The organism is Arundinibacter roseus, from assembly GCF_004348825.1.
Taxonomy (GTDB): Bacteria; Bacteroidota; Bacteroidia; order Cytophagales; family Spirosomataceae; genus Arundinibacter; species Arundinibacter roseus.
The window spans coordinates 426134-440941 of sequence record NZ_SMJU01000001.1 but is presented as its reverse complement, the minus strand read 5'-3'; the positions used below and the strand labels follow the sequence as shown (position 1 = coordinate 440941).

Sequence of the window (14808 nt, the reverse complement as noted above, 5' to 3'; positions counted from 1 at the left end):
TAAAACAATTTAGGGCTGTTCAGATTCGACTTTTTCAACGCTTAGCCCAATTCCCAGCACAAACGGCAGCGGATTTTGCCGCATCGCCTGCGAAAAAGTCAGGGTATAGGTTCCGGTTTTAGGAAATTGGTACTTGCGCATAAAGATAATTTTGTGGTCAAACAGATCACCCAAACCACTTCCCAAAGGCTTTCCGGTTTTTTCATCCGAAAGGTACACTTCGTCCAGCCGTGGGGTCATCCACGGACCATCAGGTCCGGTCATCTCGCGGTTTATGTACAAGTTATAGTAAGGGTACTGCTGCCCGTTTCGGATCAGATAGTAGAGATTGTACTGCTGCGTGGTGTCGTTTACTTCAAATGAAAACGTATACTTTTTGTCAAGAAACCATTGCCCTTCGTCAATATCCTCATACGCTTTGTAGAGGGTAGTAGAATCACAACTCAGGCAAAAACACAGCACGGACGTGAGGGCTGCCAAACGAAAAATGTTCATGTATTGCGTAGTAAATAGGAGGTAAAATTACGGCAGTCACCCGGCCTTTCAAAAAAAAAAACTCTCAGAAGACCTGCTCCTTAAAAAACCGTTTCATCCAGGTTTGGCCAGCCGGAACCTTCCAGCGCTTCATCCACTGGGCTTTGGTTGCCACCAAATTGTCAAAAACCAGCGTTCCCGGAGTAATAGCTTCGTCAGCAATGGCCTGCTTTACTTCGCTGACGGGTAGACTGTTCAGTATATTATTTTCAGTCAAATAGACCACCGAGCGGTCAAAAAAGTCGATAGATAGTTGCTGGCCAATTTCCTGCAGCCAATGGACCGATTTATCAATAGCGCAGCCGCTGGGTTGTTCGCGCGATTCGTCAACGGCAATGACAACAAAGCGATTATGGAACACTTTTCCAGACGAGAGCAGCGGTTTGTTGTGGGCTTCCCAGCCGTCGAGTGCCGCCGAAAGAGTTTCGGTAATGAGGCTTACTTCCTGCTCACTAAGGGAGCGGTTTGCCTGATAAATCCACACACGAGCGTTAAAATCAATTTTGTCAAAAGGAATATACATAGCCAGAATCGGTTTGTTAATTAACTTGTATGTACCAAAACACGGAACTTTGGTGGGTGGTTCGTATTTTTAAAGCTCGCCAGCTTTGCTGCTGAGTTGCACAGGTGTTTTTTTACGAGAAATAAAATTCAATCTACTAACGCTTCGACCGAATGTTTTCTTTTCAATTGGCCACAATATCCCATCTTTCCACGCTTCGGGCATTTAGTGAGCGCCTTTTTAAGCAAACCTACGCACCTTTAAATACGGACGAAAACATGGCGCTCTACTGTGCAGAAGCCTTTTCAGAAGAAAATTTTGTCCAGGAATTTCATCAGGGAAATATACGGTATTGGCTGGCCATGAACGATGATGTTCTGGCAGGTTATACCAAGCTGATTCTCAATAGCCCCTCGCCAGGTGGAACTTTATCCGGGGTCGAAATGGCCCGTTTTTATATCGATACTCCTTTTCAGGGACAAGGCCTTGCCAGGCAGCTGATGCACCACTGCCAGCAGTGGATGCGGCAGGAGGGCTTTCAGGAAGTTTGGCTGGGTGTATGGCCGCAGAATCCACGGGCTGTCCGGTTTTATCAAAAAGAAGGATTTGAAAAAATAGGAACCGCTGATTTTATGCTCGGAAACGACCGCCAAACCGACGATCTGATGCGTAAAATTTTATAGTCCGTCCGCCTGAGCGATCAGTTCGGCAAGGTCAAAGACCCGAACGGAGTCTTCCTTTTCTTTGTTTTTTACTCCGTCCGTCATCATCACCATACAAAAAGGACAGGCCACCGCAATCGTATCAGCGCCTGTATGCAGTGCTTCTTCGATGCGCTCAATGTTCACATCCTTTTTGCCCGATTCCGGCTCTTTGAACATCTGTCCGCCGCCCGCACCGCAGCACAGTCCTTTGGCTTTGCTCCGTTTCATTTCGATCAGGTCGGCATCCAAAGCTTCCAGTACTGCCCGTGGAGCTTCGTAAATGTCATTGGCCCGGCCCAGGTAGCAGGAGTCGTGGAAGGTAATTTTGCGGCCTTTAAACGTACCTCCACCAGCTACGGCCAAACGACCTTCGTTGATGAGTTGCTGCAAAAACTCCGAATGATGGATGACCTCATACGTGCCGCCCAGCTCGGGATACTCGTTTTTGAGGGTATTGAAGCAGTGCGGACAGGCGGTCACGATTTTTTTTACCCCGTACATATCAAGTACCTGAATATTGGCCATTGCCTGCATCTGAAACAGAAATTCATTGCCCGCCCGACGCGCTGGATCGCCCGAACAGCCTTCTTCGGTACCCAGAACGGCGAATTTGATGCCGAGTTTATTCAAAATCTTAACAAAGGCAATCGTCACTTTCTTGTAGCGATCGTCGAACGAACCGGCGCAACCGACCCAAAAAAGTATTTCGGGCGACTCGCCCCCGGCGGCCATTTCGGCCATTGTAGGAACCTTGTATGATTGCTCTGTCATGAGAATAGGAGATGTCGTTTTTTTACAAAAAATAAAATTAGAATATAAAATAATGTGTTAATAACCAAAGGATTAATCCTGAATGAAGCGTTGGCCTCCCACCAGAAAGCCAATGGTAAGCAGACTGGTCAATGGAATAAAAACTGCAATTGGCAGCCATTCGTAGGGCGTGTTGTCGTAGGTATAAATGGCTACACCTTCCAAAAACAGGAGTATCGATAGCACGAGCAGAAATTGTCCGGCCCAGCGAGCCAGGCCTTTTCGATCGCGGATTTTGGAGGGGTCTTTCGGGAAATTAGAAAGCAGATTCGTCGCTTCTTTCTTCCAGATATAAATCCCCAAACCTGCTACTAAAATGGCTACACATCCAAGAATGAGAATAATTTCCATTGTTGTTTCTGTTTAGCAATTCAACGGGTTTAGCTGTGTTTATTTCAAACTTTCGGCCCAGTTGAACCGGTCTCCGGGGGAGAATTTCCAGGGTGCCTGATTGGTTTCCAGATTCCCGAACATGGCATTCCACGAACCGGGCGCTTTGGCTTCGTCCATGATCTGATAGCGGCGAAGCTGCAAAATAATATCCAGCGGATTGATCAGAATGGGGCATTCCTGTACGCAGGCGTTGCAGGTTGTGCAGGCCAGAATCTCCTCTTCCAGGATATAGTCGCCGAGCAGTGCTTTTCCATCTTCTACAAACGTCCCTCCATTGGCCTGCATGTTTCGCCCGGTCTCTTCGAGCCGGTCGCGGGTGTCCATCATGATCTTTCGAGGCGATAATTTTTTACCCGTCATATTCGCAGGACAAGCCGCCGTGCATCGTCCGCATTCGGTGCAGGAGTAGGCGTCCATCAGATTTTTCCAGCTCAGATCCATGACATCGCGTGCCCCAAAACGTCCGATTTCGGCAGGCGCTTCGGTCGCATCAGGCTGCTCCATGCCGAGCATGATTTTTACCTCCTTCGTAATTTCGGGCATGTTATGCATTTCGCCTTTCGGAATCAACCGGGCGAAATAGGTATTGGGAAACGCCAGCGCAATGTGCAGGTGCTTGGAGTAGGTGACGTACAGGGCAAATCCAAAAATGCCCAGAATGTGCAGCCACCATGCGGTGCGTTCCAGGGCAATCAGGCTCGTTTCGCTCCACCCGGTAAACAGCGGCGTAAGCCATTGGCTGAACGCAAAATTTCCGGTTTGGGTGTAATGCGCACTTCCCATATCCTGCAACACCAAATCGGCAGCGTTCATCGTCAGAATCGCCGACATCAGGACAATTTCGAAGATCAGGATCAAATTGGCATCTAATTCGGGCCAGCCGTTCATCTCCCGGTGGCGCGACGGTTGTAGTCGTTCGACCTTCGTGACGTTGCGGCGCAGCAGAAACACCACGCAAACCAATAGTACGCTGATGGCCAGAAATTCAAAGAAACTAATAAGAAATGTATAAAAACCGCCCAGAAAAGGCGCAAACAACCGATGTTGCCCCAGCAGACCATCCAGCACTATTTCGAGAACTTCCAGATTAATCAGCAGAAAACCCGCATAAATTACGAAGTGCATGATGCCTACGAGCGGGCGATCAAACATTTTTTTCTGACCAAACGCCACGCGCAGCATCATCAGCCACCGTTTGGAAGGCTGATCGGTCCGATCTTCGGCCCGGCCCTGTTGAATTGTCTTTTTGATAATGCCTATGCGGCGGGATACCAGCCAAAGGAGAGCGGCGAAAGTGGCGATAAAAGCCAGCTGTTGAATGATTTCCATAGAGATTTCCTTTTGCTACGAGTTTAGTTTGTCTGCGGGCTGAAAATTCAGCCCGACAAATAGTATGCATGCATACTATGCAAATATCTAAAAAAAAGGCAGGGACACAAGGTAGTAAGGTAAGATTATTTGTAAAAATGTTCAGAAAAAAATCAGGCCTGAGGGATTCAGGAGGGGGATTGAGCGGGTAAATGCGAAGTTTTTAAAAGATTTTGTCAAAAAGTTTTGGAAACCCAAAACAGCCTTCTATTTTTGCAGTCCCAAAAGGGGCCAACTGATCCGGTGATGTAGCTCAGTCGGTAGAGCAAAGGACTGAAAATCCTTGTGTCGGCGGTTCGATTCCGTCCATCACCACTTCTGACCGATTTGCTTTGAAGCCAACGTATATACTACGTTGGCTTTCTGCTTTTTAAGCCTTTCAAAAACCGAAATCTCAATTCCTTACACTGCGGTGGCACCAGAGGTGGCACCCTGGTATACTCTGCGGTGGCACCCTACATCAAAATTGCACAATGTAAGTTTGTCAGGGTGACAAAATTTCATATAGTTAAAAATAACTATGTTGGTACAAACATTTGAACAAGGGCGGGCTCAAACCAAACTTGTTCTAATAATGAAAAAAAAGAATGGACATTTTGTTTTGGAGACATCGCTCCAAACGTAAAGGTTACACAAACATTTATTGCCGGATTACCGTTTCCGGTGATCGCGCTGATCTTGGATCAGTGGGAATCAGTGCGTTATGGGATGAATTTGATCCTGGCCGAAACCGCTTCAAACCTACCTCCGGGAATGGTACTGCCTACAATCAACTCCTTTCAAACATTGAAAACGAGTTACTGACAATTTTTAATACACTCTGTCAAAAACGTCAGCCTTTTACGGCAGATACAATCAAGAGGTTATATCTAGCCGAGTCGGATGAAATTGCCACCTTAGCAGATGCTTTCGAGCGGTTCATTGTCGACTCCGGAGTAAAGCCCAATACACTTAAATCCTATCGAGGTATTCAGGCTGCATTGTTGGAGCATCTTGGTAATGTCCGGCAAACAAAAGTGTTGGTATCAGAATTCGATTTACCCAAATTTTTGGCTTACCGAAATTTCCTGACTCATAAAAAAAAATATGCTGAAAGCACTAAGCGTAAACATTTGAGTGTAGTAAAGCAAGTCTGCATCTTTGCCAAATTACACGGTCTGAGCCCAAACAATCCTTTGGAAGGATTTAAAGTAAAAATGGAAGAAGTGGCTGATCCTATATTTTTAACCCAAGAGCAATTTGAGAAACTTAGGGCCCATCGTTTCCAGAATCCCAGACTTCAGCGGACGGCAGATGTGTTTATTGTTTACTGCCGTACCGGGTTTCACTATGAAGATCTCAGAGCACTTGCCCGAAATTTTGAGAAAGCTGTTCATATTGACGAGCAAGGTCGGGAGTGGATTCAATGGCGACGGATAAAAACCGGTATCATGGCACGTGTTCCAATATTTCCAGAGGTAGTAGAAATAGTGGAAAAGTATGGAGGTTGGCATAAGTTGCCTTTTACCAGCAATGTCAAGATGAATGATTACCTGAAGCTCGTAGCAATGGAGTTGAAATTCCCGGAACCGCTGGCGTCCCAAATCAGCGTTAAGACCGGTCGGAAAACATTTAGCAGTTATCTGCTTAATACACTCGGCTGGCGTCGTGGAGCTGTTAAGGTGATTCTTGGACTCCGGACAGATCGCAGCCTGGATGCCTATGCTCGTGAAGATGAGCGGTTGATTAGGTTAGAATTAGAGGAAATGTAATTCAATATGTACTAGTAGAATTAATGTAAAAAAGCCCGATTTGGTATTTTTCACCTACGGGCTTTTTCGAAATCAAGCTTGTGAAATTTCACACCAAACTTCTTCCCCACGCTCCAACGCATCATTGATCTCTCGGATCAGCGGATTAGCCACCTTCCGGCTATTATTTACCAGGTACTCATTTTTAAATACGGAATAAGATTGCCCAGGGAGCAGGCAGCCAAGGGTGTCTTTGATAAAATTCCCGGGATGAATCATGATATACTCAAACCCAGGAACATTATTGAGGTAAGGGAGCCACCGCTTAAATTTTGGTGAGTAACGCATCGTAACCCGGTAGCGACCGGTCGGGATAGCCGTTTGTCCCCATACCTTGATCTTTTGGATTTCATCCAGAGTCATATCACTTCGTAGGCCACGGTCTTTATCTTCCAGGATGTATTCCCGTGCGCTACCATTTACAAAAAACTGACTGAGGGTACTGTTCGATTTGAAACCAAAACGGTTTACTAAGATTTCCATTCTTTTCTTTCCTTTAATGCCTGAAACAAAAAATAGCCCAGCGTTCCATGCAAGGCTAAAATGAAAATGGGTAGCCATTCCATTAGCCAAGTACGGTTTTGGTTCCCCGATCCAGCTTACGGTTAAGCTCATCAAACTTAGCTCCGAGACCATCAACTTGATGGCGGATTTCTGTGATGTTATCGCCCATTCGCTGCTGATCATCCAGGCGACCTTTTACGGCTACGAGTACTTCAATGGACTTCTGGCTAAAATCGCCCATTGCTTTGGTGACCTCTTTATTGTAGTCTTTTTCTTTGGAATAGAGCTTGTAAAAAACGTATAACCCCACTACTAGCACAATGACGGCAAACGCGTAGCCGGCCATTGAGGCGGGTGTTACATCGCGGGCAAGGTTAAAGCCTTCGGTCAGTACCTTCTGCTCGACTGCCTGAGCCAAAATCAAGTGTTTCATTTTCGTAGTAGAGTTATAGCTGCCAAAAAAATTGCTGCGAAAACCGATAATCCGCATAAGAGCATCATGGCCTGAATCATCAGTGGCGTATGTTTATCTTTTTCAGAGGTGAGTGTTTGTACTTGCGTTTCTTCCTGAGCGCTTTGCTGCCGGGTACCCGACTCACGTACGATTTCCCGGACGGGGTAAGGCTCAGGAACCCGGATCACGTAGGGGACGGGTAGGGTGTCACGGCGAAAAATGGTATCATATCGTACCTGACCAGGTAAATACTCTCGTATTATCTCCCGTTGCCATTGCTCCCCCATATCAGAAGAGCGATAGTGCGAACTGTCTGACCTGCTGGTAAGTCGATGGATGGTTCGGCAATCAGTTAACAGGCTAAATAATCCCAGCAAAAACAAAAATCGAATCAGTTTCATAGGCTTAGTCTCTGCGGGAGTCGCCCCAAAATTCATCATCGACTGGTTTCAGATAATTACTTCCTGTCCAGGCTGGCGCAAAAATTTCCTTCCCCTGCCAGTAGGCGGGGGTAATGGAAACTTCGGTAACTGGTCGATCAGGGCGAACATAGGGTTTGCCGATATACTTTGTTAGGTAGCGCAAGTGCGGCTCCATTCCCCGAATTTCAGCTGGGCAGTAGGACATACTTAGGTGGATCACCTGCACGCCGGCCGCATAACTTTTTTCAAACTCACGTTCAAGCTGGCCAAGGTTTATCCCGGTGCAATACCCATCACTTGACAAATCAAAGGGGTCATATTCGTTCATACTTATCTTTCCCATGCCCAAATTCACTGCATTTACGAGCAGTTTGCGGGAGTTATCCCAACGGTCATTTCCATCAGTTCCAAACAAGCCATCCGCTCCCGCTGCCTGGCTTGCAAAATTTGCGTGCAGGTACCAAGCGTTTTGGGGTGATCCGGCGTCTGGATAGGAATACACAGAAAGGACTTTTCCTCCGGAGCCTTCCTTTACTGCTTTTGTGAAGTTCTCAAAATAGCCAGTGAGCGTTAGGGAAATAAAACGGGCAAAGTCCTTTCCCAAATTTGTACTCATATCAAGTGCAGCACCATTTTCCCATTCAACAATGTACGGTCGTTCGTAGGGAAGGTTTTTAGCCAGTCTGAATTTTCGGAATCCTTCCTGAAATACAGGTTCAAAACCAGTGATTTCCTTAGCTCCGCCATATCCTTCACCAACAACTGGGTTGGTAAATTCTTCGGCACTTGCCGTTCCAAGGCTTAGGTAATAGGCACCCTCATAGCTGCTCAGCTCTGCGGACAGCTCTCGGATAGCAGTGTATAATTTGGCATTCATCAGCTCAGAAGCAAGTGAGCCCATCCGCTTATCCGTTTCGATTTCGTGCTGCTTCCCTCGATGTCCTGTCACGTAGTGGCCCTCCGGAATAAATCCGTCACCTTGTTTGCGCCAAGGCCAGAACAAAATGGATAGTTTTAACCCGCGCGCGCGGCAGTATGCAATCACCTTCTGCAAGCCCTGTCGGGTAAAATTGCCCTGGGTTGGCTCCCATTCGTTCCAACGAATATTGAGCCGAATACCTGTAATGCCGTATCCCCAGTCATAGCGAAAAGCTTCAATTCTTTCAGGCCAGTCATGATGAAGACCGTTTTGGGAACCAGGTTCGTAACCAAATCCAGTCAGATTCATAAAGAGCTCGTAGGTAGCTGTACCTGGATCAGTTCTATCCGGAATTAGTACTCCGCTTTCATTTCCCGGAATGACAAACTCCTTCTGATCAGAACCCGTGCAAGTATTACCCGCTAATTTTAACTGATAAATTCCTGGCTCCAAATTGGAGTACTGCACTCTGATCACGCTTGATGTTGGTTTGATCTGTCCAGAGCGGACCACCTGACCAGCCTTACTGATTTGGAAATCCAGACCAAACACATTCTTACCGTGGAACTGCACTCGGGCTTCCGAAGTCGTGATATTGGTTATACTTCGTATCTCCGGCCCAGCCTCGCAGGGAGTGGGGCTGATCACCACCGGGGGCGTTACCGGAACAATGGGTGGTTGGGTACCCAGGGCTGAATCCAGAACGGCACGTACCCATTCCTGTGTGGCCACGGTTCCTGAACCAGGAATGGTTAATGAGAGACGTTGCTGAGCCTGAATTTGACTGGTCCAAAGCACTAGCAACAGACCGATAGAAAAGAGCTTTTTCATAAGAAGAAAAGATTTGTTTGGTATGCTTTGAGCCAAATCTCTCCTCATTTGGAGGGTTATACTAGGACGGTAATTTACCTACGCCAAACGTCCAGGGTGCTGTATCCACCGAGCGGCAATCTGGCTTTTACAGCTGCCACATAGTAGTCAAGCCCCCGAACGTGGACGGCCACATCTTCACCTGCGCGGCGGTGAAAATCCAGCTGAGCCAGTTGGCTCGCAGTCATTGCTACCTGGATCTGCGCCGGAAAAGTCCGGAGCCGAAATTCCTCAAATCGCTTCCAATACTTATCCCTTAGATTGTTGGAGCCCACAAAGCTTAGGCTTGTGGTTCCGTAGCTGCTTGACGCCCTGGGCACATCTTCAATCACGCCTTCCCAAAATAAGAATCTGGGCCTAAACTTTTTGTCCATTTGTCCGGTCAAGGGCGTTATGCCCTGTTGCTCGGCCTTCGGAAGTCCGGTTGCTTCATCCATGATCAGCGTGCTAAACTTCCCTTTTAATGTCAACAAGGTAGTTTCAAGATACTCCGGTCCGGTATATTTTGCCACCGCAGGCGGTATCGTTTTCATCAGGCCATCATCCCCATCCAGCTCCCAATCCAATTCCAGACGTCGGTCGGTCATATTTCCCGGATACAGACTTGGTAAAGTATAAGGCGTTAGATCCAGCCTGGTTGGCGTGGCCAGCTTTTGTTCAGTATAGCTTAACATCACGGCCCGGCGCTGCACATCAAAAAACACACTCAGGCCAAAGGGCGGGAGCGTCAGTGCCAGCATCAATGTCCGCGGGCTCAGCTCGGCGGGCAGGTGGTTACGATAGTCCAGGGTCGTGGCTCCATCGAGCGCAAAAGTGTTGTAGATGATCAGGCGCTGCGCGTCCGGATCTTGCATAAACTCACCGCTTAATGTAAAGCCACACAGCTCGCCTAATCTGCGTAGCACCCAGTGTAGATTGAACATCGGTACCTTCGGCGCTCCGGCCACGTAGCCGGTACCGGCAAGGTATTCGTTCACTTTTCCCGAAAAACCAGCAACTGTGTTAGTCCCATAAAATTGATTGTTCAAAATCGTAGGTAAAGTATAAACCGTTTGGCCGGCCACGATTTTCTCCGGAACAATATCCGCATGATCAGCCGGGAGAACCTCATTGCCAAACTCAATCTGATTAAGCGGCACGTCCCGCAGATCACCAAAGAAATCACCCAGATTACTGCCAAAACTCAGCTCATATCCATCAGGCTTTACACCTTCCAGGGTTGTAAAGCCCCGCTCAATCAGCTCCCCATCCGCATACTGTTCGGTACGGTAGTTCTTCGGCTCCCATACGGCTGCCGGGTCTGCTGCATACTGAAACAACCGGTTGTTTACCGGCGAGTAGGGTACTGTAAATCGGTAGACCTTAGAGCCTTGCACGCTGCCAAAAGCAAAGATCGGGTTGTAGCGTTCCAGCGTAAAGGCAGTGCCGGGAGCCAGGTGCAGCGGGGTGCCATCAAGCCTTATATCAATCATTCGTTTCATTACAAATCATTTTTAATAGCCATACTCGTTACGTCAGCGGCTCGGTTCGAGGCTTCGGCTGCCCGGTTGGAGGCAGCAGCAGCTGCTCCGGCATTGTCAGCCGTACGGTTAGCAGCTCCAATAAGCTGATCAATTTTACCAGACATACCTTTGGTGGCATCGGCCAGCTCGGTTACCACTTTTACAGTTTGGGCAGTGTTTCGGGCAATTGCGGCCATCATGTTCTGGCTCGCCTGGATCTGCGCGTTGGTAGCCCCAACGGTAGCATCCGCATCGCCCACGTCCTGGTACTCGTTTCCGTTAAATCCTTCGCTGTAATCACCCCCATCGCCAAAATCTACTCCGGAATCAAACCCACTTCCATCGCCATAATCACTTCCGGCTCCGTAGTCATCAGCTCCATAATCGCCATAATCATAGTTCATGTATGATTCCATTTCAGCCTTGGCGGCCATGTCTGCGTCATACTGTTCCTTCATCTTTTTGTCGTATTCTTTGCGCTTTTTGGAGCCAAACAGGTACATCTGCCCGGCTTTCATGGGTTCCAGAAAATCCCGATAATCTCCACCATCCGAGCCAAACAAGGCACCTTTTTCGGCAAACACCGGTGCACCATTTCTATGTAGCGATGAGTTCAGCAGTTTGTCAATCACCTTTCCATTGTTCTTGTAAGTATTGCGGCTCAGGATCAATATAGGCTCTCCGCCTTCCATTTCGCCCACTTCGTCACCGGTGTCTCGACGTATCAGGGCAATGCCCGATTGCCCGTAGCTACTGCCGTGGGCAGGACCTTCCGGTACTCCGCCATTCCGGATCTTGCCACCTTGCGCAAAGGTTGGCGGTTGTTGTCGTTTGATCATCGCAATTTGAGCTACCGTCGTAGCTGCTGCGGCCGCCACCCCTACAAGTCCGAGTGGCCAACCCATGGTCGCCAGTGATTTCAATGCGGCCGCTGCCCCATTGATCACCGCCATTGCTATCTGTCCGGCCTGGTCACGCCGCCAGGCTTTCAGTTTTAGCTGCTTTTCTTTTTCATCGGCTTGTTCGTTGATATTGGCAAGCCCCGTTTCATAGGTCACCTTATCAATCAGGCCCTTCTGATATTGCTGTTGAAGCTTCTTGATTTTATCGTCCCTTTCCCTATTGTTTCGGTTAATCTGCATCGTCAAATACAGCTCATTCGCTGCACTTAACACTTCCAGTCCCCCCTTCACAATATTGAGAATTTCCATTGTTTTGCCCGTCCAGCCTTGAAGGCGCTCATCCTGCATCGCCTTCTCGTTTTGGAGTTTCTTATTCAGAAAATCATTGAAAGCATCAAAATCACCTTTCAACAAACCTTTCAGCATGCTAAAAAAGCTTTCCTGATTCGCTTTCCTTTCTTCCAGGCTCTTTCGCTCAGTATCGCGCGTTTCAGCATTATGCTTGGCATTGGCAGCATTCTTATCCGCAATCAGCTTCGCATCAATGCCCCGGATGGTAGTATCGAGCTCGCTTAGGATTTGCTTCTTCTTGTCCGCGTCGTCCCCGGCCAGTTTAATCAGCTGATTACTCGTTTCCACGGCCTTAGCTCGTTCGGCGCGGGCAATGTCCTCAATCTTGCGTAGCTCGTTTTGGCGTTCCAGCTCTATCAGGTCTAGTTTCAGCCGTTGGCGTTGTTGGATCGTCAGCCGCTCGTTGGTAAGTGCATGCTCCAAAATTGATTTTGTCGTAGCATATTCCTGATTCAGTCGCTCAGTCCGCAGCTGCTCTTCCAGTCTGCTGATGGCATTCAGCTTTTTGGTTTCTTCGGCCAGCGCTTTGGCACGGGCATCGGCTTCAAGTTTTTCAGTATCAGCCTTAAACTTTGCCCGCAGAGCAATCTCGTAGTTGACCTTCGTCAGATCATCCGCCTTGGACTTGGCGTTGTTGGCCAGCTTTTCATTTAGCTCATATTCCAGCAGCTTTTTCTTACGGGCGGTATCGTCCGTAATGGCGTCAATCGCCATTTTTTCAATGGCCTTGTTTGCGGTTTCATTGGCTTTTACCCGGTCGGCTTCTTCTTTTTCTGCTTTGGCCTTGGCTTTTGCCTGCTCCGAGTCCCGGTGCTTTTGAGCGGCTTCTTCCTTTTTGGTCAGTCCCTGGGCATGAGTGGCGGTTTCCGTATTGACAATCTTATCAATCGTCTTTTTTTCTTCTTCGGCCCGGGCGTCACCTTGCTTCTTGGTCAGGTCGGCCTGAGCAGCTACGGCCGGCGCTTCAATTTCCTTAAACTGATCAACAAACGTAGATTTTAATCCGGCCTTAATCGTATTAAAGCTATTGACAGCATTGGTTTTGAGTTGTTCAAAGGTGATCTTCCCATCCAGAAACAACAGGCCGTCGATGATCGTCTGCAGTACCAGCACCAACCCGGCAGCAGCTGCGGCCACAATCCCGAAAATCACACTCAGGGTTTGCATCACCACCTTGGTACCATTGGTCTTTTCGTCCAGGCCAAAGAAGGCAGAAATCACTTTCCCAACACTGCCAAACAGATTGCTCAGTACGTCCCAAAGCATCATGAAGCTATCAAAGAGCGGGGTAGAGCTGTCAATTACATTCCCCATCACCTCCTGAAAAACGCCAAAAGCATCATAGGCCTTAATGATGAAGGGATTTAGCTTTTCGCCCAGGGCAACGCCCAAATTGGCAGTAGTAGCTTCCGACTGTTTCTGTCGGGCTTCCAGCGTTTCGTTATTGATCGCCGCCATTTTGTACGCTTCGTCCGTACCGGTTAAAGCTTCGGTAAATTCGGCTACCTGATCCCGGTGATTCATCAGATGTTGGGCGGCGACCACGTTTTCCGTACCAAACATCTTGGCCAGCTCCGCAGTGCTCATTTTTCGAGCTGAAAGATTTTCCAGTGATTTATCAAGCCCCACAATCTGTGGGTTCAAATCATCCGCCGAAGACATCAGCTTGATCAAGGTGTTCCGGAACATTGTTCCCGCCTGTTCGCCCTTTATGTTGATCGTCGAAAGCGATTGAAGCGCACCATTCGTTTGCTCGAAGCTCACATTTGCCGCATTTGCAACGGTACCAGAAGCTTTAAGCGCACTGGTCATGTCTGAAATCTCAGCTGATCCGACCTGCGCCCCAGCCGCAATGGCATTGATGAAGCGGCCAGCATCCGACGCCGGTGCATTAAACTGGTTGAGTGCCCCAGCCATTAGCTCGGTAGCTGGTGCGAGCTCAATCTTACCTGCCTGACTCAAAATGATCGCTTCCCTGGTTACAGCTGCCAGCGATTCTGCATTTTCCGTAAGGTCAGATTTCGCCGAACCCATCAGCTGATAGGCCGCCAACATTTCATCACCGGTCTTGCCCATTTGCGGGCCCAGCTTTTTAGCCTGTTCTTCGAGGTATTTCAGTTCATTGCCGGTAATTTTTGTATTTGCTGAAAGTTCAGCCGAAGCACTCTGAAACTTTTTGAAGTGTTCAATCGAATCGCCAACAAACTGCCCGATCATCCGGCCCGCTTCTACAATGGCCGTCACCACAAAGGCACCCATGATCCAGTCCTTCATCCTGCCCCAGGTACCCTTTGAATTATCGGCTTCTTCCGCAACCGCCCGTACATCTTTCCTAACAGATGATAGTCGGGTATTGACCTGTTTCAGCTCCTCGGTCTTTTTGATATAATCGTCCGTACCCGGCGTCAAATCCTTAATTTCCTTGCCAAGTTGCTTGGCATAGCCTTCCAACTGCTTGACAGTCATACCTGCCAGGCCCATCGTTTCACGGACTTTCTTGATTTCGGCTTCAAGAGCCTTGATTTCTTTTTGAGATTCGGCCCATTCTTTGGTGCCGCGTTTGAGGTCTTCCTGAGCTTTTTTGGTTTCCAGTAGCTTCTGCTCCAATTCGCCCAGAGCATTTAGGGCTGGTTTACCATTGATATCCAGGTTCCAGATTGAGTTTTCGACGAGTTGCATCCTAACACAGAAAAAGGTACGCTACGAAGATGCAGCGTACCTTTTTATTGCGATAGGACGAGTTTTATACATTTAATTGTTTTAACACTTATAAATATAAATGG

Annotated in this window: 13 protein-coding genes and 1 tRNA gene; 3 read left to right on the top strand and 11 right to left on the bottom strand. The window is 48.1% G+C overall.

Features of this window, described 5'->3' with window-relative positions:
* Positions 1 to 9 precede the first annotated feature (9 nt).
* Both EZE20_RS01985 and EZE20_RS01980 read right to left on the bottom strand, forming a co-directional pair.
* Positions 10 to 495 (bottom strand): gliding motility lipoprotein GldH, encoded by a 486-nt coding sequence (locus EZE20_RS01985; RefSeq protein ID WP_132113919.1) that lies wholly within the window; start codon positions 493 to 495, stop codon positions 10 to 12.
* A gap of 64 nt (positions 496 to 559) precedes the next feature.
* On the bottom strand, positions 560 to 1057 hold the full coding sequence (locus tag EZE20_RS01980) for a hypothetical protein (protein WP_132113917.1): 498 nt from the start codon (positions 1055 to 1057) through the stop codon (positions 560 to 562).
* 152 nt (positions 1058 to 1209) lie between these two features.
* Between EZE20_RS01980 and EZE20_RS01975 the strand changes: the two genes are divergently transcribed.
* Positions 1210 to 1719, top strand: a complete 510-nt coding sequence (locus EZE20_RS01975) for a GNAT family N-acetyltransferase (protein WP_132113916.1) — start codon at positions 1210 to 1212, stop codon at positions 1717 to 1719.
* Here EZE20_RS01975 and EZE20_RS01970 read toward each other — a convergent pair.
* The 3 genes from EZE20_RS01970 to EZE20_RS01960 all read right to left on the bottom strand — a co-directional run bounded on the left by EZE20_RS01970 (position 1714) and on the right by EZE20_RS01960 (position 4272).
* Positions 1714 to 2511, bottom strand: a complete 798-nt coding sequence (locus EZE20_RS01970; RefSeq protein ID WP_132113914.1) for a (Fe-S)-binding protein — start codon at positions 2509 to 2511, stop codon at positions 1714 to 1716. The genes EZE20_RS01975 and EZE20_RS01970 overlap by 6 nt on opposite strands.
* 72 nt (positions 2512 to 2583) lie before the next feature.
* Entirely contained in the window at positions 2584 to 2901 is a 318-nt protein-coding gene (locus tag EZE20_RS01965) for a DUF3784 domain-containing protein (protein WP_132113912.1), read from the bottom strand.
* Between the two features lie 39 nt (positions 2902 to 2940).
* The gene (locus EZE20_RS01960) at positions 2941 to 4272 is read right to left on the bottom strand and encodes a (Fe-S)-binding protein (RefSeq protein WP_132113910.1); all 1332 of its coding nucleotides are present in this window, start codon (positions 4270 to 4272) and stop codon (positions 2941 to 2943) included.
* A gap of 281 nt (positions 4273 to 4553) precedes the next feature.
* On the opposite strand from EZE20_RS01960, the gene EZE20_RS01955 reads away from it, so the two are divergent.
* A tRNA-Phe gene (locus tag EZE20_RS01955) sits at positions 4554 to 4626 on the top strand.
* Positions 4627 to 4898: 272 nt separating this feature from the next.
* Positions 4899 to 6062, top strand: a complete 1164-nt coding sequence (locus EZE20_RS01950; protein ID WP_132113908.1) for a phage integrase SAM-like domain-containing protein — start codon at positions 4899 to 4901, stop codon at positions 6060 to 6062.
* 72 nt (positions 6063 to 6134) lie between these two features.
* Here the strand turns inward: EZE20_RS01950 and EZE20_RS01945 are convergent, their stop codons facing one another.
* The 6 genes from EZE20_RS01945 to EZE20_RS01920 form a co-directional block, all read right to left on the bottom strand.
* A complete protein-coding gene (locus tag EZE20_RS01945) occupies positions 6135 to 6584 on the bottom strand; it encodes a DUF5675 family protein (RefSeq protein ID WP_132113906.1) in 450 nt (149 codons plus the stop codon).
* An 82-nt stretch (positions 6585 to 6666) separates the two neighbouring features.
* Positions 6667 to 7038, bottom strand: a complete 372-nt coding sequence (locus EZE20_RS01940) for a hypothetical protein (RefSeq protein WP_132113904.1) — start codon at positions 7036 to 7038, stop codon at positions 6667 to 6669.
* Positions 7035 to 7460, bottom strand: a complete 426-nt coding sequence (locus tag EZE20_RS01935) for a hypothetical protein (RefSeq protein ID WP_132113902.1) — start codon at positions 7458 to 7460, stop codon at positions 7035 to 7037. Before EZE20_RS01935 ends, EZE20_RS01940 begins: the two co-directional genes overlap by 4 nt.
* 4 nt (positions 7461 to 7464) lie before the next feature.
* Entirely contained in the window at positions 7465 to 9231 is a 1767-nt protein-coding gene (locus EZE20_RS01930; RefSeq protein WP_132113900.1) for a hypothetical protein, read from the bottom strand.
* 74 nt (positions 9232 to 9305) lie between these two features.
* Positions 9306 to 10751 carry a hypothetical protein gene (locus EZE20_RS01925; RefSeq protein WP_132113898.1) on the bottom strand — a complete coding sequence of 482 codons (1446 nt, stop codon included), beginning with the start codon at positions 10749 to 10751 and terminating at the stop codon, positions 9306 to 9308.
* Positions 10751 to 14704: a phage tail tape measure protein gene (locus tag EZE20_RS01920; protein ID WP_132113896.1), complete on the bottom strand. Its 3954-nt coding sequence runs from the start codon at positions 14702 to 14704 to the stop codon at positions 10751 to 10753. Before EZE20_RS01920 ends, EZE20_RS01925 begins: the two co-directional genes overlap by 1 nt.
* Positions 14705 to 14808: the final 104 nt, after the last annotated feature.